Below are 20532 nucleotides of genomic sequence, written 5' to 3'. Positions count from 1 at the left end.
GACCTGATGGTTCCGGTGATACGGGGCTCGAGAGCCAGTGGGAGTGCGGTGGCATGAGCGTAGAGCGGATTTCGATCGTCGGTATCGGTCTCCGGTACCCCGACGCGAGTTCTCCGGAGGAGCTCTGGGAAAACGTGCTGGCCGGGCGCCGGGCGTTCCGCAGGCTGCCGGACGAACGGATGAACCGGGCGGACTACTACTCGCCCGACCCGAAGGCGCCGGACCGCTTCTACGCGTCGAAGGCGGCCGTGCTGCGGGACTACGAATTCGACCGGGTGGCGCACAAGGTCGCCGGCAGCACCTTCCGGGCGACCGACACGACGCACTGGCTGGCGCTCGACGTCGCCGCCGCGGCGCTGGCGGACGCCGGGTTCGGTGAAGGCGACGGAGCCCCGCGGCAGAGCACCGGTGTGGTCATCGGCAACAGCCTCACGGGCGAGTTCTCCCGGGCGAACATCATGCGGCTGCGCTGGCCGTACGTCCGCCGCACGGTCGCGGCGGCGCTGACCGCCCGCGGCTGGGAGGACGAGGACACCGCGAGCTTCCTGCGCGAACTCGAGGTCCAGTACAAGGAACCGTTCCCCGAGATCAACGAGGACAGCCTCGCCGGTGGCCTGGCGAACACCATCGCCGGTCGCGTGTGCAACCACTTCGACTTCGCCGGCGGCGGGTACACCGTCGACGGCGCCTGCTCGTCCTCGCTGCTGTCCGTGGTGACGGCGGCCAACGCGCTGGTGCAGGGCGACCTCGACCTCGCCATCGCCGGCGGCGTCGACCTCTCGATCGACCCGTTCGAGGTGATCGGCTTCGCGAAGACCGGCGCGCTGGCCAAGCGCGAGATGAAGGTCTACGACGCCGACTCCAACGGCTTCTGGCCCGGCGAAGGCTCGGGCATGCTCGTCCTGATGCGCGAGAGCGACGCGCTGGAGCAGGGCAAGCGGATCTACGCGTCGATCGGCGGCTGGGGCGTCTCCTCCGACGGCAAGGGCGGCATCACGCGGCCCGAAGCCGCCGGGCACCGGCTGGCCCTCAAGCGCGCCTACGACCGCGCCGGGTACGGCGTCGAGAGCGTCTCCTACTTCGAGGGCCACGGCACCGGCACCGCGCTGGGCGACGCCACCGAGATCGAGGCGCTGTCCACCGCCCGCCGCGACGCCGACCCGCTGGCCAAGCAGGCCGCGCTGTCGACCATCAAGGGCAACATCGGGCACACCAAGGCCGCGGCCGGGGTCGCCGGCCTGATCAAGGCGACGCTGGCGGTGTACCACCAGGTCATCCCGCCGGCCACCGGGCACTACGAGCCGCACGAGTCGCTGACCGGGTCGTCGGCGCGGATGTACGTCCCGCGCGACGCGTCCCTTTGGCCGGAGGACCAGCCGGTGCGCGCCGGTGTCTCCGCGATGGGCTTCGGCGGCATCAACTCCCACGTCACCGTCACCGAGGCGCCGACCGCCGCGCGCCGCCGCGAGCTCGACGAGCGGGCCCGCGCCCTGGTGGCCGGCCGGCAGGACGCCGAGCTGCTGCTGTTCGACGCCGACGACGTCGCGACCCTGCGCGGGAACATCGCCGCGACGCTGGAGGTCGTGCCCAAGCTGTCGTTCGCCGAGCTGACCGACCTCGCCGGCGAGCTGGCCGGGAAGCTGGCCGGCCGGGCGGTGCGCGCCGCGGTCGTCGCGGCCAACCCGGAGCACGCCGAGCGGAAGCTGACGAAGCTGCTGGAACAGCTGGAGTCCGGTGACTCGGTCTTCGACTCGGCCGACGGCATCTTCGCGAGCAGCCGCGGCACCGCGCCGAAGATCGGCTACCTGTTCCCCGGCCAGGGGTCCGGGCGCGGCGGCGACAGCGCCCTGCGCCGCCGGTTCACCGTGGCCGAGGAGGTCTACCGCGCCGCGGCCCTGCCGGTCGCCGGCGACCAGGTCGCCACCGAGGTGGCCCAGCCGCGGATCGTCACCGGTTCGCTGGCCGCGCTGCGGGTGCTGCGCTCCTTCGGCATCGAGGCCGCCACCGCGACCGGGCACAGCCTCGGCGAGCTGACCGCCCTGCACTGGGGCGGCGCACTCGACGAACGCGGGTTGCTGGAGCTGGCGAAGGTCCGCGGCAAGGTGATGGCCACGACGACCGGCGACGGCACCGGCGCGATGGCCGGGATCGCCGCTTCGCCGGGCCGCGTCGAGGAACTGGGCCTGGGCACCGACGTCGTCATCGCCGGGTACAACGCGCCCGAGCAGACCGTGATCTCCGGCCCCGCCGGGGCGATCGACAAGATCGTCGCCCGGGCCAAGGCCCAGGGCGTCGGCGCGACCCGCATCAAGGTCTCGCACGCCTTCCACTCGCCGGCCGTCGAACCGGCCGCGAACGCGATGACCGAGCGGCTGGGCCAGTTCACCTTCGCCCGGCTCGAGCGGCCCGTCGTCTCGACGGTCAGCGGCGACGTGCTGCACACCGCCGAGAACCTGCCCGAGCTGCTGCGCGACCAGATCGTGCTGCCGGTCCGCTTCCGCGAGGCCGCCGCCAAGGTGGCCGAGCGCAGCGACCTGGTGGTCGAGGTCGGCCCCGGCCGGGTGCTGACCGGGCTCTTCGAGGAGATCGCGCCGGAAACCCCGGTTCTCGCCATCGACACGGACAACGCGTCGCTGCAGGCCCTGCTGCGGGTCGTCGGCGCGGCGTTCGCGCTCGGCGCCCCGATCACGACCGACGCGCTGTTCGAAGGCCGTGTCGTGCGTGCCCTGCCCGCCGACGGCGAGTTCAACTTCCTCGCCAGCCCGTGCGAGGCGGCGCCGTCGATCGACAGCGAGCTGGCCGCCGAGCTCGCCGCGGAGAAGGCCCAGGCCACCGAGGCCGACGCCGGAACCGCCGATGGCGACGGCTCGACCCTGGACCTGCTGCGCAAGCTCGCCGCCGAGCGCGTCGAGCTGCCGCTGGAGGCCGTCACGGCCGACACCCACCCGCTCGACGACCTGCACCTGTCGTCGATCACGGTCGGGCAGCTGGTCAACGACGTCACCCGGGCGCTGGGCCGGCCCGCGCTCGAAGGCATGCCGAACTTCGCGACGGTGTGCCTCGGTGAGCTCGCCGAGATGATCGACGAGCTGGCGCAGACGGCGAAGCCGAGCGACACGGGCAAGGGCGAGGCCCCGGGCGTCGGACCGTGGGTCCGGCCGTTCGCGGTCGAGTACGTGCCCGCGCCGCGGCCCAACGCCGACCTCACGCCGGGCACCGGCCACGCCGACTGGCAGGTCTTCTCGACGCCGCGGCACCCGCTGGCCGAACCGCTGCGGGCCGCGCTCGCGGCGTCCGGCGCCGGCGACGGCGTCGTGCTCTGCCTGCCGGCGGACTGCGACTCCAGCCACGTCGGCCTGTTCCTCGACGCCGGCCGCGCCGTCATGGCCGCCCCCAACGGCACGCGCTTCGTGGTGGTGCACCACGGCTACGGCGCCGCCGGCCTGGCCAGGACCCTGCGGCTCGAGGACCCGTCGGCGAAGACGACGATCATCGACTTCGCGGACCCGGCACCGTCCGATGTGGACGCGATCGCCGAAGCCGTGCACACCGTGGTGGCCGAGGTCGCCGCGACCACGGACTTCACCGAAGCCCGCTACGGCGCCGACGGCGGGCGCACGGTGCCGCGGCTGTCCGCGCTGCCGGCGCCGAAGCCCGGCCCGATCCGCGACTCGCTGGACTCCTCCGACGTCCTGCTCGTCACCGGTGGCGGCAAGGGCATCACCGCGGAGAGCGCGCTGGCGCTGGCCAAGGACTCCGGGGCCAAGCTGGCCCTGCTCGGGCGCAGTGACCCGGAGACCGACACCGAGCTGGCGGAGAACCTCGACCGCATGGAGGCGGCGGGCATCCGCTACCGCTACGAGCGCGCCGACGTCACCAGCGCACCGCAGATCGCCGAGGCGGTCGCCCGGGTCCAGGCCGAGCTCGGCCCGGTCACGGCGGTCCTGCACGGCGCGGGCCGCAACGAGCCGGCCGCCCTCTTCAGCCTGACCGAGGACAGCTTCCGCAAGACCCTCGCCCCGAAGATCGGCGGGCTCAACGCGGTGCTCGCCGCGGTGGACCAGGACAAGATCAAGCTCCTGGTCACCTTCGGCAGCATCATCGGCCGGGCGGGCCTGCGCGGTGAGGCGCACTACGCCACGGCGAACGACTGGATGACCGAGCTGACCCTGCGCTTCGGCCAGGAACACCCGCAGGCGCGGGCGATCGCGCTGGAGTGGTCGGTCTGGTCGGGCACCGGCATGGGCGAAAAGCTCGGTGTCGTGTCCGCCCTGATGCGGGACGGCATCACGCCGATCCCCACCGAGGAGGGCATCACCATCCTCCGCCAGGTGCTGGCCGACCCGGCCGCGCCGCCGGTGCTGGTGGTCTGCGGCCGCACGTCGGGCCTGGCCACCTTGCCGATCCAGAAGCGCGAGCTGCCGCTGTCCCGGTTCGTCGACCGCGCGGTCGTGCACTACCCGGGCGTCGAGCTGATCACCGAAGCCGACCTCTCCGACGGTGCCGACCCGTACCTGACCGACCACCTGCTCGACGGGCAGCTGCTGTTCCCGGCGGTGCTCGGCATGGAGGCCATGACGCAGGCCGCGGCGGCGACGCTGGACCGCACCGGCACCCCGGTGCTCTCCGACGTCGAGTTCCTCCGGCCGATCATCGTCTCGCCGGGCGGGTCGACCACGGTCCGGCTGGCCACGCTGGCCCGCGACGCCGACACCGTCGACGTCGTGATCCGCAGCGACGAGACCGGCTTCAGCGCCGACCACTTCAAGGCGCGGCTGAGCTTCGCCCGGCCGGCCGAGATCGGCGAGTGCGTCCCCCGTGACGTCGCGCTGCCGCCGGTCCCGGTCGAGCCGATCAGCGAGCTGTACGGCTCGGTCCTGTTCCAGGGCAAGCGGTTCCAGCGGGTCCTCGGCTACCGCCGGGCGAGCGCCCGGCACGCCGTCGCCGAGATCTCGACCAGCTCGGACCACTACTGGTTCGCTCCGTTCCTCCCCCAGGAGCGGCTGCTGGCCGACCCCGGCACCCGGGACGCGATGATGCACGCGATCCAGTGCTGCGTCCCGGACGCGACGCTGCTGCCGCAGGGCATCGAGAAGCTGTACCTGGCCGAGCCGGGCGCCCAGCACGACGAGTACGTGCTGCTGGACGCGAAGGAACGCAGCCAGGACGGCGACAGCTACGTCTACGACCTCGACGTGCGCAACCCGGACGGGACGCTGGTCGAGCGCTGGGAAGGCCTGAAGCTGCGCGCGGTCCGCAAGCGCGACGGCGCCGGGCCGTGGGTCCCGTCGATGCTCGGGTCCTACGTGGAGCGTGCCTGCGAGCGGCTGCTCGGCGGGACGCGGTCGGTGGTCCTCGAGCCGGACCCGGTCGGGCGCCCGGCCGAGGGCATCGCCGAGCGGAGGGCGCAGACCGCGCTCGCCGCGGGCCGTGCGCTCGACAAGCCGATCGAGATCCGGTACCGCCCGGACGGGAAGCCCGAGTGCGACGACGTGAACGTCACCGCGTCGCACACCTCGGAGCTGACCCTCGCGGTCGTCGGCGCCGACCAGGTCGCCTGCGACATCGAGACGGCGATCGAGCGCACCGAAGAGGACTGGGCCGGGTTGCTGGGCGAAGAGCTGCTCGCCCTCGGCCGGCTGCTGGCCGCGGACACCGGCGAACCGATCAGCGTGGCCAACACGCGGGTCTGGAGCGCGCTGGAGTGCGTCCGCAAGACCGGTTCGATGACGCAGGCGCTGACGGTGCGCCAGGTCGACGCCGACGGGTGGGCGCTGCTCGCCTCCGGCGCCGCCCGGATCGCCACCTGGTCGACGACCGTCAACGACCGGACCGACCCGATCGTGTTCGCGGTGCTCCACACAGAGGGGAACTGAAGATGGCCGACTACTACGAGATCCGCCACACGGTCGGCTTCGAAGAGACCAATCTGGTGGGCAACGTCTACTACGTGAACTACGTGCGCTGGCAGGGCCGGTGCCGCGAGATGTTCCTGAAGGAGAAGGCCCCGGCGGTCCTCGAGGAGGTCCGCCACGACCTGAAGCTGTTCACCCTCAAGGTGGAATGCGAGTTCTTCGCCGAGATCACCGCGTTCGACGAGCTGTCCATCCGGCTGCGGCTGGAAGAGCTCACCTCGACGCAGATCCAGTTCGCGTTCGACTACGTCCACCTCACCGAGGGCGGCGAGGAGCGGCTGGTGGCCCGGGGGCGGCAGCGGATCGCCTGCATGCGCGGGCCCAACACGGCGACCGTGCCGTCGCGCGTCCCCGAGCAGCTGCGCGAGGCGCTGGTGCCCTACTGGACGGCCGCGGTCAACGGCAAGGGAGCATGAAGTGGCCCACGAATCCGAGCCTCACGTGCTGAAGCGGCTCCCGACGCCATCGTCGCGTCGGGGCCTCTCGGCCCAGCCGGGGCTGCGGCAGGTGATGGCGCAGTTCGCCACCGGCGTGACGGTGCTGACAGCGGGCGGTGAAGACGCGCACGGCATGACCGCGAACGCCTTCTCGTCGGTCTCGCTGGAGCCGCCGATGGTGCTGTGCTGCGTGTCCCGGGCGGCCCGGATGCACACCGCGATCGTCACCGCCGGCTCGTTCGGCGTGAACATCCTCGCGGCGGACCAGCAGGACACGTCGAAGTACTTCGCCGACTGGCGGCGCCCCGACGGGATGGCCCAGTTCGAGGCGGTCGGCTACACGCCGGGCACCAAGACCGGGGCCCCGCTGCTGGCCGGGGCGCTGGCCTGGCTGGAATGCGAGCTGGAGCAGGTCGTGGCGGGCGGTGACCACTCGATCTTCCTGGGCCGCGTGGTCGCGACCAGCCGCGGGACCGGCGAGGACGCGCTGGTCTTCTACAGCGGCAGCTACCACCAGATCGACGGGAAGGCCCGCGCGGCCTGAAGGGGGAGAGGGCATGCTGATCGCGGTCACGGGCGGCACCGGCTTCCTCGGTGCTCACACCGTCGCGGCGCTGCTGCGGCGGGGGCACCGGGTCCGGCTGCTCGCCCGGGACGCGAGCGGCGTCGACGAGTCCACAGTGGACGTCGTGGCGGGTGACGTCACGGATCCCGCCGCGGCCCGCCGGCTGGTGGCCGGGGCGGACGCGCTGCTGCACGCGGCCGGCGTCTACACGTTCGACAGCCGGCGTCGCGACGAGCTGTGGCGGGCGAACGTGCGCGGCACCGAGGTCGTGCTCGGGGCCGCGCGCCAGGCGGGCACCGGCCGGATCGTGCACGTCTCCACCGTCGGGGCGCTCTACCCCACGACCGCGCCGTCGATCGGGGCCGCCGCCCCGGTCGGCGAGTCGCGGGAGCCCTACCTGGCGTCGAAGGCCGCGGCCGAGCGGATCGCGCGGCAGCACCGGGCGACCGGGGCGCCGGTCGTCCTCACCTACCCGCCGGCGCTGCTCGGCCCGCACGACCCGCGCCTGGGCGACCAGAACGCCCGGCTGCGGGACCTCCTGCGCGGGCGGACGCCGATCTGGCCGGGCGGCGGGCTCCCGATCGGGGACGTCCGCGACTCGGCGGAGCTGCACGCCCGGCTCCTCGGCGGGGAGGCGCGCGGTGCCGCGTTCTTCGGGCCGGGCCGGTTCCTGACCACCCGGGAGTACCTGGCCACCGTCCGGGCGGCGACCGGGCGGGCGCTGCCGGCGGTGTTCCTGCCGCCGCGCGCCCTGTACCCGGTGGGGCGGTTCGCCGACCGGCTGCAGCGCGTCTGGCCGTGGGCGTTGCCGGTGCAGTACGGCGCGATCCACGTCTGCGCGACCGCGGTGCCGGTCGCCGCGGACGCGCCCACCGGGGACGTGCCGGCCCGGCCGGTGCTCGAGACCGTGCGCGACACGGTGGCCTGGCTGCACGCCACCGGGCGCGTCACCGGCCGCCAGGCGGGTGCGGCGACCCGGCCCGGACTGTCCACTCCGGACAGCGGGCCGTCAGCTCTCACCGGTCCCGGACCCGGGACCGCGCAGACCGAGGAGGTCCTGTCATGACCACCAGCGATGCCGGGCACGCGGACACCGGTGACCGGCGGCCCGCGCCGGCGATCCTCACCCCGGCTCCCGTCGAGGCGCTGGTCCGCCCGATGCCCCGGCTGGGCCGCGGCATCGTGTGGTCCGCCATCGTCGCCGAGATCGAGCGGGACCACCAGGCCCGGATGAGGGATGCCGCGTGAGCGGACCCCAGGACTCCGGCGCCGTGCGGGCCGAAGACGCGGAGGTGGTGCCGGTCCCCGAGGGGGTCCGGCGCCGCCGGCTGGGCCGCCCGGCGCCGACCGGGGAGGCCCAGGTCATCGAGCTGGCCCGCGCCGCCGACCCGGCGCGGCCGCCCGACATGCGGTTGCTGCGCCGGCGCCGTGAAGAGCTGCGCTCGCACATCAACGAGGGCAAGCTCGACGCCGTCCGGCGGCAGCACTCGCTGGGCAAGCTGACCGCGCGCGAACGGCTCGCCCTGCTGCTCGACGACGACTCCTTCACCGAGATCGAGCCCTACCGGCGCCACCACGCGACCGGCCCGGGCCTGGCGGGCAACCGCCCGCACACCGACGGCGTCGTCGCCGGCTCCGGCACGATCGACGGGCGCCGGGTGTTCGTCTACGCCCAGGACTTCACGCTCTTCGGGGGATCGCTGGGCGAGGCGCACGCGGCGAAGATCCACAAGGTGCTCGACCTCGCGGTGGCCAACGGCGCCCCGGTGATCGGGCTCAACGACAGCGGCGGCGCCCGGATCCAGGAGGGCGTGCTGGCGCTCAACGGCTACGGCGGCATCTTCCGCCGTCAGGTCGAGGCGTCCGGGGTGATCCCGCAGATCAGCGTCATCCTCGGCCCGTGCGCGGGCGGCGCGGCGTACTCGCCGGCGCTCGCGGACTTCACGTTCATGGTGCGCGACACCGCGCGGATGTACCTGACCGGGCCCGACGTCGTCGAGGCGGTGAGCGGACAGCGCGTCACGCACGAGGAGCTCGGCGGCGCGGACGTCCACGGGAGCGCGTCCGGCGTCGCGACGGTGGTGCACGACGACGAGGAGAGCTGCCTGGCCGACGTCCGGTACCTGGTGTCGCTGCTGCCTTCGAACTACCTCGACCTCCCGCCCGCGACCGCGCCGACGAACGCGGCGGACGACTACCGGCCCCGGCTGGCGGAGCTGGTGCCGGTGGAGCCGAACCAGCCGTACGACATGCGGGACGTCTTCGCCGAAGTCGCCGACGACGGCGAGTTCTTCGAGCTGCACGAGGGCTGGGCGCGCAACGTCCTGTGCGCGTTGGCGAGGATCGACGGCCGAGTCGTCGGCCTGGTCGGCAACCAGCCGATGGTGTTCGCCGGGGTGCTCGACGGGCCGGCGTCCCAGAAGGCCGCGCGGTTCGTGCGGTTCTGCGACGCGTTCGGCATCCCGCTGGTGACTCTCGTGGACGTGCCGGGGTTCCTGCCGGGGGTGGAGCAGGAGCGCGGCGGGATCATCCGCCAGGGCGCGCAGCTGCTGCACGCGTACTGCGAGGCGACGGTCCCGCGCATCCAGGTGATCCTGCGCAAGGCGTACGGCGGCGCGTACATCGTGATGGACTCGCGCTCGATCGGGTGCGACCTGTCGCTGGCGTGGCCGACGAACCAGATCGCGGTGATGGGCGCGGAGGGCGCGGTGAACGTGCTGTACCGCCGGGACCTGGCGGCCGCCGCGGACCCGGCGGCGTTGCGCGCGAAGCTGGTGGCCGAGTACACGGAGGAGTACTTGAACCCGCAGTACGCGGCGGAAAGGGGCTTGGTCGACGACATCATCGACCCGGCCGAGACCCGCGCGGCGGTGGCCCGCGGCCTGGCGATGCTGCGCGACAAGCGCAAGCCGGCGCCGGGCCGCAAGCACGGCAACCTGCCGATCTGACGGAGGGGTGCGCGATGTCCGCGATCCGCGTGCTGCACGGCGCCCCGGACGACAGCGAGCTGGCAGCCCTGGTGGCGGTCCTGTCGGCGGCGTCGGCGTCGGTGGCCCGCGCCCGGCCGCCGCGTCGCGCGCCGGAGCGGTCGGCGTGGGGAGACCCGGCTTGGCGGGCCCGGGAGCCGCGGGCCGCCGAGGGAGCTTGGCGGATGTCGGGTCTGCCGCACTGACTCCGCCCGCCCGCCCGCTGGGCCCGGCCCCGCCCGGCCCGGCCCGGCCCGGCTCGCCGAGCGCCCCAAGGAGCCCTTGGGTGCGTCTCACGCAACCAAGGGGCCCTTCAGTGCGCGCCCCAATGTGGCCTTCGGTGCGTGAGACGCGCCCAAGGTGGCCTTCGGTGCGTGCCGTGGGGAGCGCCCCAATGTGGCGTTGGGTGCGTGGGGCGCACCCAATGTGGCGTTGGGTGCGTTGAGCGCGCCCGAGGTGGCTTTCGGTGCGTGCCGTGGGGAGCGCCCCAATGTGGCCTTCGGTGCGTTGGACGCAACCAAGGGGCCCTTCGGTGCGTTGGACGCACCCAAGGCCGCCTTGGGGCGCTCCCGTGGACTTCCGGCGTCTGGCCGCGAGAGCAGGCGAGAGCCCGCGAGAGCAGGCGACAGCCTGCGAGAGCCCGTGAGAGTTCGTGAGAGCCCGCGAAGTCGTGGCGCAGCCACGCGCGCAGCAGGAGTGCCGCAGGACGGCCGCGGGAGGGCTGGTGGAGAGACAAGAGCCGGTTGTCAGGCTGCCTGGCCCGGGATTCCCTTCAACCTCCGCGCCGCCGCGCGTTCGCGGGTGGGGGAGTGCGTCGTGTGGCCCGGGTGGACCGCCACGTACCGGACCTCGCCGTCCGAGAACGCCTCCAGGTCCGTGCGCTCGCCCGGGCGGAACTCCGCGCCGCACATCGCGCACGTGCGCTGGCGGTTCGCCGCTCCGCCCGGGGGCTTCCGTTGGTCCGTCATGCGCGCACCTCGCCGTCGATTCGTCCCTCCAGTGCACCTCGCGCGCCCCGGTCGCGGCCACTCGAAAGCTGCGCACGTCAGCGGTTCCCATCCGATCCTCGACCCCGGGCGCGCATGGTGGTCCCACACACCGAAAGCGAGGAACGCCATGACAGCAGCAGCGGTCCCGGCCGACGACTGGACGCCGGCAGCCACCGAAGAACCCGGCAAGCTCCGGCTGGTCGCGCCGTCCGAGCCGGCCGACGAGGAGCTCGGCGAGCACATCGTGCTCGGCTACAACTGAGCGGCGGGAGCTCCGGCGCCGGACACGGACGGTGCCGGAGCGCACGCTCGGAGATGAGCACCGCGTCCCCCGCCCGGGAGAATCGAGGGTGTTCGGGCCGGAGTGTCACCGCAGCACGGTGGCCCATGCGTGCCGGCGACCTGCGACGTTCGGTTGGGAGGCCGGCGGATGGCAATGCGCCTCCAGCTCACGGCGGGCCACGAGGTCCTCGAAAGCTGGGCCGAGACGGCGTCGCAGGCGGAGCGGAACGTCGTCTACGAAGCTTTGTTCGCCGTCGGTGACGGTTCCGCATTTCTCGTTTACGACATTTTCGGCGACCCGCGTGACCCCGGTAATTTCCTCATCATGGTGAAACCGGGACTGGTCCTGAAAGTAATGGTGCAGCGCGCGGAATCGGCATTCGAAATCCGGCACGTCGGCGCGGTCGACGAAGCGGATACCGCCGCCGCAGCTCAGGAGACGTCGAGTCCCGAGTGAGTGCGGCCGGAGTGCTGGGCCGAACGGGCTAGTGCCCGGCCCGCACCCGGCTGCCGTCGTTTCCGCCGACCGGCCGCCGGATTTCCGCTTCCGGACGTGTATTCCTCATCTTGACAGCGTATCTTGCCGTGTGAAAGCCTTTAAGCGTTCGCTGGTCAAGCCGCTATTTCTGGGGTGGGTAAACGTAGGAGGCTGCACCATGTCTTCACCCGAATTGCCAGGACTCGATGTTTCCAGCCGGGTGCGCGCCCGGGACGTCCAGATGACCGGGACCGCCGATCTCGGCCGCCGGGTCCTGATGATCACCGGTGCCATCGACACCACCGATCACGACGTTTCGGTGAGCGTCAGCCTCCCCGAGCCCGGCCGCTGGCAGGTCATCAAGGCCGAGACCAACCTGACCGACCAGACGTGGGTCGCGATGCAGGCCGTGATGGACGAGGACTCGACGTTCCTCGACGACGAGATGCTGATGTCGCCGCAGTTCTCGAAGAGCTTCATGACGCCGGACCAGCGCCGCCTCACCTTCTACGACGGCGAGGTCCGCCCGGGCGAAACCGTCCTGAAGACGTATTCGATGGAGACCGGCGGCCGCAAGCCGACGTACTTCTACTCGCGCTACAGCCCGATCGCCACCGACAGCGCCGAACAGTCCCAGCAGACGCTGGACGAGCTCGTCACCAACGGGATGGGCCAGCGGCCGGTGGTGGAGCTGATCGTCCCGGTCACGGTGCTCTGAGCCGGCGGCGGGCGAGCAGTGATCAAGTTCGTTCCGGAGCCGCACCTGCTCGACTCGCCGCGTGGCCGGCCGTGGCCGCGTCCTCCCGCGCCACCTTCCCCGGCGCGGGGGGCGTCGCCGCGGCCCGCGGCCGACGTCGTGATCGTGGGTGCCGGGCCGGCCGGTCTCGCCGTCGCCTCCGCCCTGTGGCACCACGGCGTCCACGACGTCGTCGTGGTGGACCGCACCGGGCGGCCGTGCGGGCGGTTCTTCGGCCGGATCGACCTGCTGGGCCAGCGCGTGCTGCGCTCGCCCTACGAACACCACCCCGGCGTCGAAGGCTTCCGCGACTGTGAGCTGCTCGACTTCGCGAGGCTGCATTGGGGCCGGCTGACTCCCATCGAACGACGCGAAATCCGGATGGCGCAGTCCGGGCACCGGTCGGTCGTCCCGGTGGACGTCTTCGACGCCTACTGCGCGCACCTGGTCACCACCCACCACGTCGGGGAGAAGACCTGGCAGGCGACGGTCCGCGAAGTCGTCCCGGGGCCGGACGCGGTCACCGTGCGCACCGACCGCTTCTCCGTCGCCGCCCGCCACGTCGTGCTGTGCCCGGGCGAGGAACGCCGGCCGGCGCCGGAAACCTGGTGGGGCGGCGGGCATCCGCCGCGCGGCGTGTCCTTCTGGGACGAATCGGTGCCGTCGGGCGCGCGCTGCCAGGTGGTCGTCGGGGCCGGGCTCACCGCGGCCCACCTGATCACCGGCGCGCTCGCGGCCGGGCGCGAGGTGCACTGGGTGGTGCGGGAGACCGGCGAGCGCTACCAGTGCGCGGACGTGAACTCCACCTTCTTCCGGCCGGAGGGCCGCAAGCGCTTCGACGGCGTCGGCTGGGCCGAGCGGCTCGACCTGATGGGCCGGTTCCGGCGCGCGTCGATCATGTTCGAGTTCCGGCCACTGCTCGAACGCGCCGAAGCCGAGGGCAGGCTGGTCGTCCACCGCGGTGAAGCGGTCAAGGAGATCGCGCCCGCGGTCGGCGGGAGCGTGGTGCTGCGGCTGGAAAGCGGGCGGCGGGTCGCGGGCGACCACGTCGTGCTCGCGCTCGGCACGACGCCGTCGATCGGCACCGGCCTGCTGCCCGACGAGATCGTCGACGCCCGCGACGGCTGGCCGTCCCTGGACGAGCGGACGCTGTCCTACCACCGCGAACCACGCGTGTCGGTGGTCGGGGCCGCGGCCGGGATGGTGCTCGGCCCGGCCGCCCGCAACATCGACGGCCACCGCGTCGCCACCACCCGGGTCGCCGCGGCGATCGCCGCGCAGCTGCGCGGTGTCGCCACCCCCGCCGCCCCGGCCGAGGCGGTCGTCGGTGTCTGACTCCCGGTTCGCCCTGCCCGACGTCGACGCGCCCGGCGAGACCGAAGCCGGGATCATCCTGCTGGGCCTCGACGCCGACCGGCTGCTCGCCGGCCTCGCGCTCGCCCGGCTCGCCGACGACCCGGCCCTGGTGACCCAGGTGGTCGACCAGGCGCGGCACGGCACGGCGGAGTTCGGCCTCGGCGGGCTCCTGGAGTCCGGCCGCGAGCACTGGCTGGCCCTGCGCGACCGGCTCGGCGACCCGCCGTCGACGTCGTCGCCGGGCTCGCTGCGGCGGGAGTGGGAGAGCCGCCTGGCCGTCGTCGCGGCGGCGGTGCCCGGTGCCGGCGCGGGCACGATCGCCTACCTGACCGCGTGCGCGCTGCGCGGCACCGAGGTCGACCAGCTCGCCTCCGGGCTGGCGGACGGAAAGGAACACCCGGATGTCGTACCTGAGGTCCCTGCCGGCTGAAACCACGCTGCTGCAGGTGTTCAAGGCGAACCGGGACCCGGCGCGGCACCTGCTCGACCTCCACGAGGTGCTGATGCGCGGCGAGTCGTCGCCGTTCACCCCGGGGGAGCGCGAGCTGATCGCGGCCTACGTGTCCGGGGTGAACAGCTGCGGCTACTGCCACGGGATCCACACGGTCACCGCGGAGGCGTTCGGCGTGCCGGAGGGGCTGCTGGCGGCCGCGGTCGCCGACTTGGACTCGGCACCGGTCGACGACAAGCTCCGGCCCGTGCTGGCCTACGTCGGCAAGCTGACCCGCACGCCGTCGCGGATGACCGAGGAGGACGCCGAAGCCGTGTTCGCCGCCGGCTGGGACGAACGGGCGTTGCACGACGCGGTGCTGGTGTGCGCGCTGTTCAACTTCATGAACCGCATGGTGGAGGGGCTGGGGATCCGCGCGGACGAGGCGTATGCGACGACGTCCGGGTTGCGGTTGAAGGAAGGCGGCTACGCGGGACTGGCCGAATTGCTGTGAAAACCGTATTTTCGTCGTGAAGAGCGCATTGCCCGGGCCCTGGCCGGGGGAATGCGTCCGCGAGCCGGCCGCCGTGCGCAGTGGGGAGCATCGGGGTGACTTTCGACGCGCCGGACGAAGCGGCGGAGACGGTTCCGTTGTGGTCGCTCGCCGAGGACAGCCTGCTCGAGTTCGGTGAAGGTACCTCGCTGGTCGTGCTCACCCGCTGGGGCGAGTTCGACTTCCCGGACGCCGGGCCGCTGGTCGGGGAGGCGCTTCGCCGGATGGCGCTCGGCCCGGTTTCGCCGGCGAACGTGGCCGCGTCGTGGGAAGAGGACGGCGGTCTCGGCCGGACGGTGCCCGGCGCGGCGCTCGACCGCGTGCTGACCGAGCTCAGCGGGTCGGTCGTCCGGTCGCTGGGCCTCAACGACGGCAAGGGTCCGCTGCTGTCGGTCGTGCCGGTGGTCCCGGACCCGGTGTTCGCGCCGGAGGAGATCGCGGCGACCCGGCCGGTCCGGCTCTCGCGCTTCGGCGCGCTGCGCCCCGATGCCTGCGGGCTCTGCCTGGAGTCCCCGTCCGCGCGGTTCCGGGTGCTGCTGGCCCAGCCGTGGGCGGTGCACGTCGCCGCGTCGCTGGGCAAGGCGGCGTCGGCGGCGGAAATCGCCGCGCAGGAGGGGATCCCGGTCGACGTCGTCACGCAGCTCGTCGGCTACCTGGTGGCGTCGGGCTGCGTGGTGGCGGGTGAGGACGGCGGCCGGTTCGCCGAGGACACCGACCCCGGGCTGAGCCTGTGGTCCTACGAGGAGCTGCTCTTCCACGACCGCAGCCGCACCTGGCAGGCGTACGGCCTGCCGGAGACGGCGGAGCCGCCTCGCTCGCCGGTGGCCAAGCCGCTGGCGCCCGGCCGGGAGTTCGTCCTCCACCGGCCCGACCTGACCGACCGCGCCGCGCTCGGCCCGACGCTGACCGAACTGCTGGAGACCGACCACGCCGCGCCGGCGTTCACCACTCGCGAGCTTTCGGTGGACCAGATCGGCGAATTCCTGTACCGGGCCGCGAGGATCCGTTCCAGCGGCCCGGCGAGCCTGCCCGACGGCACCGTGGGCGAGGTGTCGCAGCGGCCGTACGTCAGCACGGCGCGGCTGTACGAGCTGGAGCTCTACCTGACGGTCAACCGCTGTTCCGGGCTGCCGCAGGGGATCTACCACTACGACCCGGCCGGCCACCGCCTCTTCCTGGTCTCTTCGGACACCGCGGACCACAAGATCCTGCTCGACATGGCCATGGTCGCCGCGGCCGACCACCGCCACCCGGCCGCGCTGCTCAGCGTCACCACGCGGATGGCGCGCACCGCGCCGGTGCTCCGCAGCCGCGCGTACGCGGCGGCCCTGCTGCACCTCGGCGCGTTGCAGGAGACGCTCCACCTCACCGCGAAGGCGATGGGGCTGGCCGCGCACGCGGTCTCGGTGGACGCCGGCGACCGCGTCGGCCGCGCGTTGCGGCTGGACTGGCCCGCCGAGGTCTGCGTCGGGGAATGCGCGCTGGATTTGGCGCCCTGACGGGGTTGATCGCGCACTTTGCGAAACCCGGGCGTACCGCGCCCGGCAGTAGAATTCGGTGCACGACGCCGATTTCCGCCGGCGGTGCACGCCGGGAATGAAGCCGCGATCCCTGCCCTTCGACGCTTTCCGGGCGTGGGAAAGGGGGAGCGGCGATGGACGAAGTGGACTACAACACCGGCAACGCCACCTTCCGCAGCCTGACGAACCAGCAGGCGCTGATGGCCGGCGAGGTCGCCTCGCAGCTCGGCGGTGGCGCCGACCTCGAACTGACGTCCTACGGCTGCGGCTTCGGCATGTTCGAGCTGGAGTTGATCGCGCGGACGCCGCGGGAAACGGTGTGGTTCCAGGGCCTGGACACCAACGGCGAAGCGGTGGCGCGCCTGCGCGCGGAGCTCGCCGCGCTGCCGAAGGTGCGCGGCTACCGGCTGTTCACGATCAGCATGGCCGAAGCCGCCGACCGCCGGATCGCGCCGACCGAGTGCGGCCTGTTCGTCCAGTCGCTGTGCTACCTCGGCGCGGCCGAGGGGATGGCGGTGCTCAAGGAGGCCCGCAACCGTCATCGGCGGGTGATCGTGGCGGTCACGCCGTTGAACGCGCTGAACGCGGCGTTCGCGGATTCCCTGGCCCGCCAGGGGGTCGTGCGGCCGCTGTTCGCGGACACCCTCGCCGACGAGCTGCGGCGGCTCGGGCTCGGGTTCCGCTCGGTCTCGGTGGACGCCGAGATCGTGGTGCCGCTTTCCGAGACGCGCCAACGGCTTCTCGAGTTCCTGGTGTTCGCCCGGCACCAGCCGTGGCGCGGCCCACCCGGCCGGGCCGCGCTGCTCGACGCCGTGGCCGAGCTGGGGACGGCCGAGGCGGACGTGATCCGCGTCCCGCACCCGGTGGAGGTGTTCACGCTCGATTAGCACCCGCCTCGACCCCGAGACCGGATTCGAACGTCTTGAATGAGTCATTCGGGTCTGGGGAGGTCTTGAATGACTCATTCAAGACGTTTGCCCGGGGCACCGCACCCGTCGGCCGGAGCGAAAAGGAACCCGGGCCTCGAGGGGAGGCCCGGGTTCCTGGGGTGGGGCGCGGGTCAGACGGTGCCCGGCTTCGGCAGCTGCTGCTTGGCCGGGGTGTTCTGGTAGGACGCCAGGTGCCAGGAGCCGTCGCGCTTCACGACGGTCCAGGAGGCCCGGATCGACTGGGAGTCCGCGACCTCGGTCTCGCCCGCGGCGAGGACGCCGCCCTGGGTGATGAGGACGCCGGAATCCGCGGTGAAGAAGCGGATCTCGATCGGGCGCCCGGTGACCTGGGTGCCCTTGTAGTTGCCCGCGAACGACTCCACCAGGAACGCGCGGATCTCCTCGCGGCCCTTCTTGAAGATGCCGGGCAGGATCATCGTGCCGTCTTCGGTGAAGACGTTGGCGAACCCGTCGGCGTCGCCGTAGGCCCACGCGGCGATGACCTTCTGGGTCAGCGCCGCGATCGCGGCCTGGTCGGCCGCGGTGCCGGCTTCGGTCGTGGTCATGGAGTTCTCCCTAGATGTAGAGCGTGTTGGGCTCGAGCCCGCAGAGGACGCGGCCGTACAGTTCGGTGTTGGTGTTCGGGTGCATCAGCGCGTGGAGGTTGACCGCGGTGACGTCGCGGGCGATGCGCTGGATCGGGATGCCGTGGTAGATCGAGGAACCACCGGAGGCCGAAGCCAGGATGTCGATGGACTCCTTGGCCAGCCGGACCACCGCGCCGAGGTCGGCCCGCGCGATCGCGCGCTCCTCGAGCTTCCACGGGCTGCCGTCGGCGACCTTCGTGTCGACCAGCGTGGCCAGCCGGTGCGCGTGGAACTGGGCCTCGTCGATCTTCATCGCCGAGTCGGCCACCTGGTGGTGCGTGATCGGGGCCTCGCGCTGCGATTCGTAGGCGGTGTAGGTGATCTTGCGGTCCGGCAGCCGCTTGAGGAAGCTGTCCTGGGCCGACTTCGCCATGCCCACCAGCGTGCCGACCGACGACACCGAGGCGACCGGCAGCAGCGGCGAGCGGTAGATCGAGCCGGCCGCGCCGCCCTGCCCCTCCAGCACCGCGGGCAGCGGGAGCACGCGCTCGGCCGGGATGAAAACGTCCTGCGCCACCGTCGACACGCTGCCGGTCCCGCGCAGGCCCGCGGTGTCCCAGTCGTCCACGATCAGCAGGTCCGACAGCGGAACCAGCGCCATGATCGGGTACGGCTCACCCTCGGCCGGGACGAGGATCGCGATGATCTCCTGCCACTGCGCGTGCAGCGCCCCGCTGATGAAGCCCCACTTGCCGTTCACCACGACGCCGCCGTCGACCGGCGCGGCCATCGCGGACGGGCTGAGCGTGCCGCACACGCGCACGTCCGGGGTCGAGAACACCTCGTCCTGCACCGCTTCCGGGAAGTGGCAGGCCATCCAGGTGGGGATCCAGTACACCGAAGCCACCCAGGAGGTCGAGCCGTCGGCGCGGCCGATCTCGGTGGCGACGTCGACGAGCGTCCGGGTGTCGGCTTCGAACCCGCCGTAGCGCTTCGGGCGGCGCAGCTTGAACACGCCGGCCTCGGCGAGCGCCTCGATGGACTCCTCGTGCACCCGCCGGTTCTGCTCGGACCAGTTCGCGTGCTTCTTCAGTGCGGGAGCCAGTTCGGCCACGCGGCGAACCAGTTCCTCCCGCGTCGGAACATCGGTGCTCGACACCTTGACCTCCTAGATTGTCGACCGTCCCAGCTTCGCAGCGGGCCCGGGGCAACCGCGTCTTCCTGCTTGCCGGTGGCGTCACGCGGCGGCACGCTCGGAGGTGCGCGGCGGGAGCCCCACGACGTTCTGGCCGTCCCGGCGCGCGAACCAGGTCGCCATCGGCCCGGCCATCGCGGTCGAGACCAGCGCCATGATCACCAGCATCGTGAACAGCATCGGCGACAGCACGCCGAGGTCGAGCCCGATGTTGAGCACCACCAGCTCGGTCAGGCCGCGGCAGTTCATCAGCACCCCGACCTGCAGGGCCCGGTTCCAGTTCTCGCCGACCGCCCGCGCGGACAGCGCCGAGCCGCCGAGCTTGCCCACGACCGCCGCGACGAGGATCAGCGCGCACCACAGCCAGCCTTCGGCGGAGATCAGCGTGATGTTGGTCCGCAGCCCGCTGTAGGCGAAGAACAGCGGCAGCATCAACGCCGTGGTCAGCCCGCCGACCTTGTCCATCAGCCAGGTCGCGACCACGTTGTCGCGCGGGAAGACCAGCCCGAACACGAACGCGCCGAACATCGCGTGCACGCCGATCCACTCGGTGGCCAGCGCGCACAGCAGCACGCCGACCACCGACAGCGGCGCCGCCTTCTGCAGCCGGGCCACCGGAACCCGGGTCACGAGCTTGCGCAGCAGCGGCCGCACGACCAGGCCGAGGAACGCGACGAACGCCACGGTCAGCGCGACCGTCAGCACCACGCCGAACAACGAGGACGCTGTCGTCAGCGCGACCACCAGCGCCAGCAGGCTCCACGCCGTGACGTCGTCGACCACCGCGCAGGTCAGCGCGACCACGCCGGCCTCGGTGCGGAACAAGCCGATCTCGTGCAGGATCCGGACCAGCACCGGCAGCGCCGTGATGCTCAGCGAAACGCCGAAGAACAGGGCGAACGCGAGGAAGCCGACGCCCTCGGGCGCGAACCGGCTGTAGGCGAACACCGCCAGCCCGACCCCGAGCAGGAACGGGAACGCGATGCTGACGTGGCTGACGACCACGGCGAGCCGCCCGCGTCCGCGCAGCAGCCGCGTGTTCAGCTCCAGCCCGGCGAGGAACACGAAGAAGATCACGCCGAGCTGGGCCACGACGTTCAGCTGGGGGATCGCGGCCTTGGGGAGCAGGACCGCCGCGCCCTGCGGCCAGAGGGCACCGAGCACGGACGGCCCGAGCACGATGCCGGCGACGATCTCGCCCATCACCGCGGGTTGCCAGACGCGCTGCCCGAGCCAGCCGACGATCTTGCAGGCACCCACGATGACGGTGATCGCCAGCAGCAGCTGGACCAGTGACGGCCCGGCCGCGGCCTTCGCCTTGGCGACGTTGTCGCCGTCTTCCCCGCTGCCCAGCAGGACGATCGCGACCACGACGGGCACCACGACCAGTCCGATGTAGACACCCAGGGCGCGGCGGATCCCGGTCCGCGTTTTCACGTCGGCCATGTGACTCCGATCAGGGTTCGGTGACGTTCGCGATCGGCGGCGGCGAGCTCGTCCCGGACACCGAGGCGCGCGGAACCAGGCGGGTCCGGGGAGTGCCCACCGGTGCCGCCGATTACCCGACCGAAGCTAACAATCGCGGATCGAGATC

The 20532-nt window shown here is 72.5% G+C and carries 19 protein-coding genes; 15 read left to right on the top strand and 4 right to left on the bottom strand.

The genetic code is table 11. The annotated features are described in order from the left end of the window. Window positions 1–53: 53 nt before the first annotated feature. The 7 genes from ACZ4TR_RS18230 to ACZ4TR_RS18200 are packed head-to-tail and all read left to right on the top strand — an operon-like array spanning window position 54 to window position 10089. A complete protein-coding gene (locus tag ACZ4TR_RS18230) occupies window positions 54–5876 on the top strand; it encodes a type I polyketide synthase (RefSeq protein ID WP_465288078.1) in 5823 nt (1940 codons plus the stop codon). A 2-nt stretch (window positions 5877–5878) separates the two neighbouring features. Further along, window positions 5879–6331: an acyl-CoA thioesterase gene (locus ACZ4TR_RS18225; protein WP_285480860.1), complete on the top strand. Its 453-nt coding sequence runs from the start codon at window positions 5879–5881 to the stop codon at window positions 6329–6331. A gap of 1 nt (window position 6332) precedes the next feature. Continuing rightward, a complete protein-coding gene (locus ACZ4TR_RS18220; RefSeq protein ID WP_465288077.1) occupies window positions 6333–6896 on the top strand; it encodes a flavin reductase family protein in 564 nt (187 codons plus the stop codon). Between the two features lie 13 nt (window positions 6897–6909). Further along, a complete protein-coding gene (locus ACZ4TR_RS18215; protein WP_465288076.1) occupies window positions 6910–7983 on the top strand; it encodes an NAD-dependent epimerase/dehydratase family protein in 1074 nt (357 codons plus the stop codon). Then, complete coding sequence (locus ACZ4TR_RS18210) at window positions 7980–8165, top strand: DUF6222 family protein (RefSeq protein WP_364527915.1); 186 nt, start codon at window positions 7980–7982, stop codon at window positions 8163–8165. Before ACZ4TR_RS18215 ends, ACZ4TR_RS18210 begins: the two co-directional genes overlap by 4 nt. After that, entirely contained in the window at window positions 8162–9865 is a 1704-nt protein-coding gene (locus ACZ4TR_RS18205; RefSeq protein WP_465288075.1) for an acyl-CoA carboxylase subunit beta, read from the top strand. The genes ACZ4TR_RS18210 and ACZ4TR_RS18205 overlap by 4 nt, the downstream gene beginning before the upstream one ends. Window positions 9866–9879: 14 nt before the next feature. Next, complete coding sequence (locus tag ACZ4TR_RS18200; RefSeq protein ID WP_465288074.1) at window positions 9880–10089, top strand: acyl-CoA carboxylase epsilon subunit; 210 nt, start codon at window positions 9880–9882, stop codon at window positions 10087–10089. Between the two features lie 540 nt (window positions 10090–10629). On the opposite strand, the gene ACZ4TR_RS18195 is transcribed toward ACZ4TR_RS18200, so the two are convergent. Next, a complete protein-coding gene (locus ACZ4TR_RS18195; RefSeq protein WP_364527906.1) occupies window positions 10630–10851 on the bottom strand; it encodes a hypothetical protein in 222 nt (73 codons plus the stop codon). Between the two features lie 148 nt (window positions 10852–10999). On the opposite strand from ACZ4TR_RS18195, the gene ACZ4TR_RS18190 reads away from it, so the two are divergent. The 8 genes from ACZ4TR_RS18190 (at window position 11000) to ACZ4TR_RS18155 (ending at window position 17114) form a co-directional block, all read left to right on the top strand. Next, window positions 11000–11134 carry a hypothetical protein gene (locus ACZ4TR_RS18190; RefSeq protein ID WP_465288073.1) on the top strand — a complete coding sequence of 45 codons (135 nt, stop codon included), beginning with the start codon at window positions 11000–11002 and terminating at the stop codon, window positions 11132–11134. A gap of 174 nt (window positions 11135–11308) precedes the next feature. Continuing rightward, window positions 11309–11611: a DUF6235 family protein gene (locus ACZ4TR_RS18185; protein WP_465288072.1), complete on the top strand. Its 303-nt coding sequence runs from the start codon at window positions 11309–11311 to the stop codon at window positions 11609–11611. 262 nt (window positions 11612–11873) lie between these two features. Further along, a complete protein-coding gene (locus ACZ4TR_RS18180) occupies window positions 11874–12350 on the top strand; it encodes a DUF6423 family protein (RefSeq protein ID WP_350310758.1) in 477 nt (158 codons plus the stop codon). A gap of 18 nt (window positions 12351–12368) precedes the next feature. Then, a complete protein-coding gene (locus tag ACZ4TR_RS18175) occupies window positions 12369–13703 on the top strand; it encodes an FAD-dependent oxidoreductase (RefSeq protein WP_465288071.1) in 1335 nt (444 codons plus the stop codon). Continuing rightward, entirely contained in the window at window positions 13696–14154 is a 459-nt protein-coding gene (locus tag ACZ4TR_RS18170; protein WP_465288070.1) for a DUF6187 family protein, read from the top strand. The genes ACZ4TR_RS18175 and ACZ4TR_RS18170 overlap by 8 nt, the downstream gene beginning before the upstream one ends. Then, the gene (locus ACZ4TR_RS18165) at window positions 14126–14668 is read left to right on the top strand and encodes a carboxymuconolactone decarboxylase family protein (RefSeq protein WP_465288069.1); all 543 of its coding nucleotides are present in this window, start codon (window positions 14126–14128) and stop codon (window positions 14666–14668) included. Before ACZ4TR_RS18170 ends, ACZ4TR_RS18165 begins: the two co-directional genes overlap by 29 nt. Before the next feature lie 95 nt (window positions 14669–14763). After that, a complete protein-coding gene (locus ACZ4TR_RS18160; protein WP_465288068.1) occupies window positions 14764–16206 on the top strand; it encodes a SagB family peptide dehydrogenase in 1443 nt (480 codons plus the stop codon). A gap of 155 nt (window positions 16207–16361) precedes the next feature. Next, window positions 16362–17114: a hypothetical protein gene (locus tag ACZ4TR_RS18155; protein ID WP_465288067.1), complete on the top strand. Its 753-nt coding sequence runs from the start codon at window positions 16362–16364 to the stop codon at window positions 17112–17114. 173 nt (window positions 17115–17287) lie between these two features. On the opposite strand, the gene ACZ4TR_RS18150 is transcribed toward ACZ4TR_RS18155, so the two are convergent. The 3 genes from ACZ4TR_RS18150 to ACZ4TR_RS18140 all read right to left on the bottom strand — a co-directional run bounded on the left by ACZ4TR_RS18150 (window position 17288) and on the right by ACZ4TR_RS18140 (window position 20384). After that, a complete protein-coding gene (locus ACZ4TR_RS18150) occupies window positions 17288–17722 on the bottom strand; it encodes an SgcJ/EcaC family oxidoreductase (protein ID WP_465288066.1) in 435 nt (144 codons plus the stop codon). Window positions 17723–17732: 10 nt separating this feature from the next. After that, window positions 17733–18902, bottom strand: a complete 1170-nt coding sequence (locus ACZ4TR_RS18145) for an acyl-CoA dehydrogenase family protein (RefSeq protein WP_465288065.1) — start codon at window positions 18900–18902, stop codon at window positions 17733–17735. A gap of 78 nt (window positions 18903–18980) precedes the next feature. Continuing rightward, complete coding sequence (locus ACZ4TR_RS18140) at window positions 18981–20384, bottom strand: cation:proton antiporter domain-containing protein (RefSeq protein WP_465288064.1); 1404 nt, start codon at window positions 20382–20384, stop codon at window positions 18981–18983. Between the last annotated feature and the right edge of the window lie 148 nt (window positions 20385–20532).

The sequence above is a fragment of the Amycolatopsis sp. NPDC028719 genome, assembly GCF_055565395.1.
Note: the sequence above shows the minus strand (reverse complement) of the source record. Positions and strands in the feature narration are given on the sequence as shown.

What these genes read in the sequence shown, in the direction of transcription:
- ACZ4TR_RS18155 (WP_465288067.1), top strand. Translation starts at nt 16,362, where the DNA reads ATGGACGAAGTGGACTACAACACCGGCAACGCCACCTTCCGCAGCCTG.
- ACZ4TR_RS18140 (WP_465288064.1), bottom strand. Translation starts at nt 20,384, where the DNA reads ATGGCCGACGTGAAAACGCGGACCGGGATCCGCCGCGCCCTGGGTGTC.
- ACZ4TR_RS18165 (WP_465288069.1), top strand. Translation starts at nt 14,126, where the DNA reads ATGTCGTACCTGAGGTCCCTGCCGGCTGAAACCACGCTGCTGCAGGTG.
- ACZ4TR_RS18225 (WP_285480860.1), top strand. Translation starts at nt 5,879, where the DNA reads ATGGCCGACTACTACGAGATCCGCCACACGGTCGGCTTCGAAGAGACC.
- ACZ4TR_RS18180 (WP_350310758.1), top strand. Translation starts at nt 11,874, where the DNA reads ATGACCGGGACCGCCGATCTCGGCCGCCGGGTCCTGATGATCACCGGT.
- ACZ4TR_RS18215 (WP_465288076.1), top strand. Translation starts at nt 6,910, where the DNA reads ATGCTGATCGCGGTCACGGGCGGCACCGGCTTCCTCGGTGCTCACACC.
- ACZ4TR_RS18185 (WP_465288072.1), top strand. Translation starts at nt 11,309, where the DNA reads ATGCGCCTCCAGCTCACGGCGGGCCACGAGGTCCTCGAAAGCTGGGCC.
- ACZ4TR_RS18230 (WP_465288078.1), top strand. Translation starts at nt 54, where the DNA reads ATGAGCGTAGAGCGGATTTCGATCGTCGGTATCGGTCTCCGGTACCCC.
- ACZ4TR_RS18190 (WP_465288073.1), top strand. Translation starts at nt 11,000, where the DNA reads ATGACAGCAGCAGCGGTCCCGGCCGACGACTGGACGCCGGCAGCCACC.
- ACZ4TR_RS18200 (WP_465288074.1), top strand. Translation starts at nt 9,880, where the DNA reads ATGTCCGCGATCCGCGTGCTGCACGGCGCCCCGGACGACAGCGAGCTG.
- ACZ4TR_RS18210 (WP_364527915.1), top strand. Translation starts at nt 7,980, where the DNA reads ATGACCACCAGCGATGCCGGGCACGCGGACACCGGTGACCGGCGGCCC.
- ACZ4TR_RS18195 (WP_364527906.1), bottom strand. Translation starts at nt 10,851, where the DNA reads ATGACGGACCAACGGAAGCCCCCGGGCGGAGCGGCGAACCGCCAGCGC.
- ACZ4TR_RS18150 (WP_465288066.1), bottom strand. Translation starts at nt 17,722, where the DNA reads ATGACCACGACCGAAGCCGGCACCGCGGCCGACCAGGCCGCGATCGCG.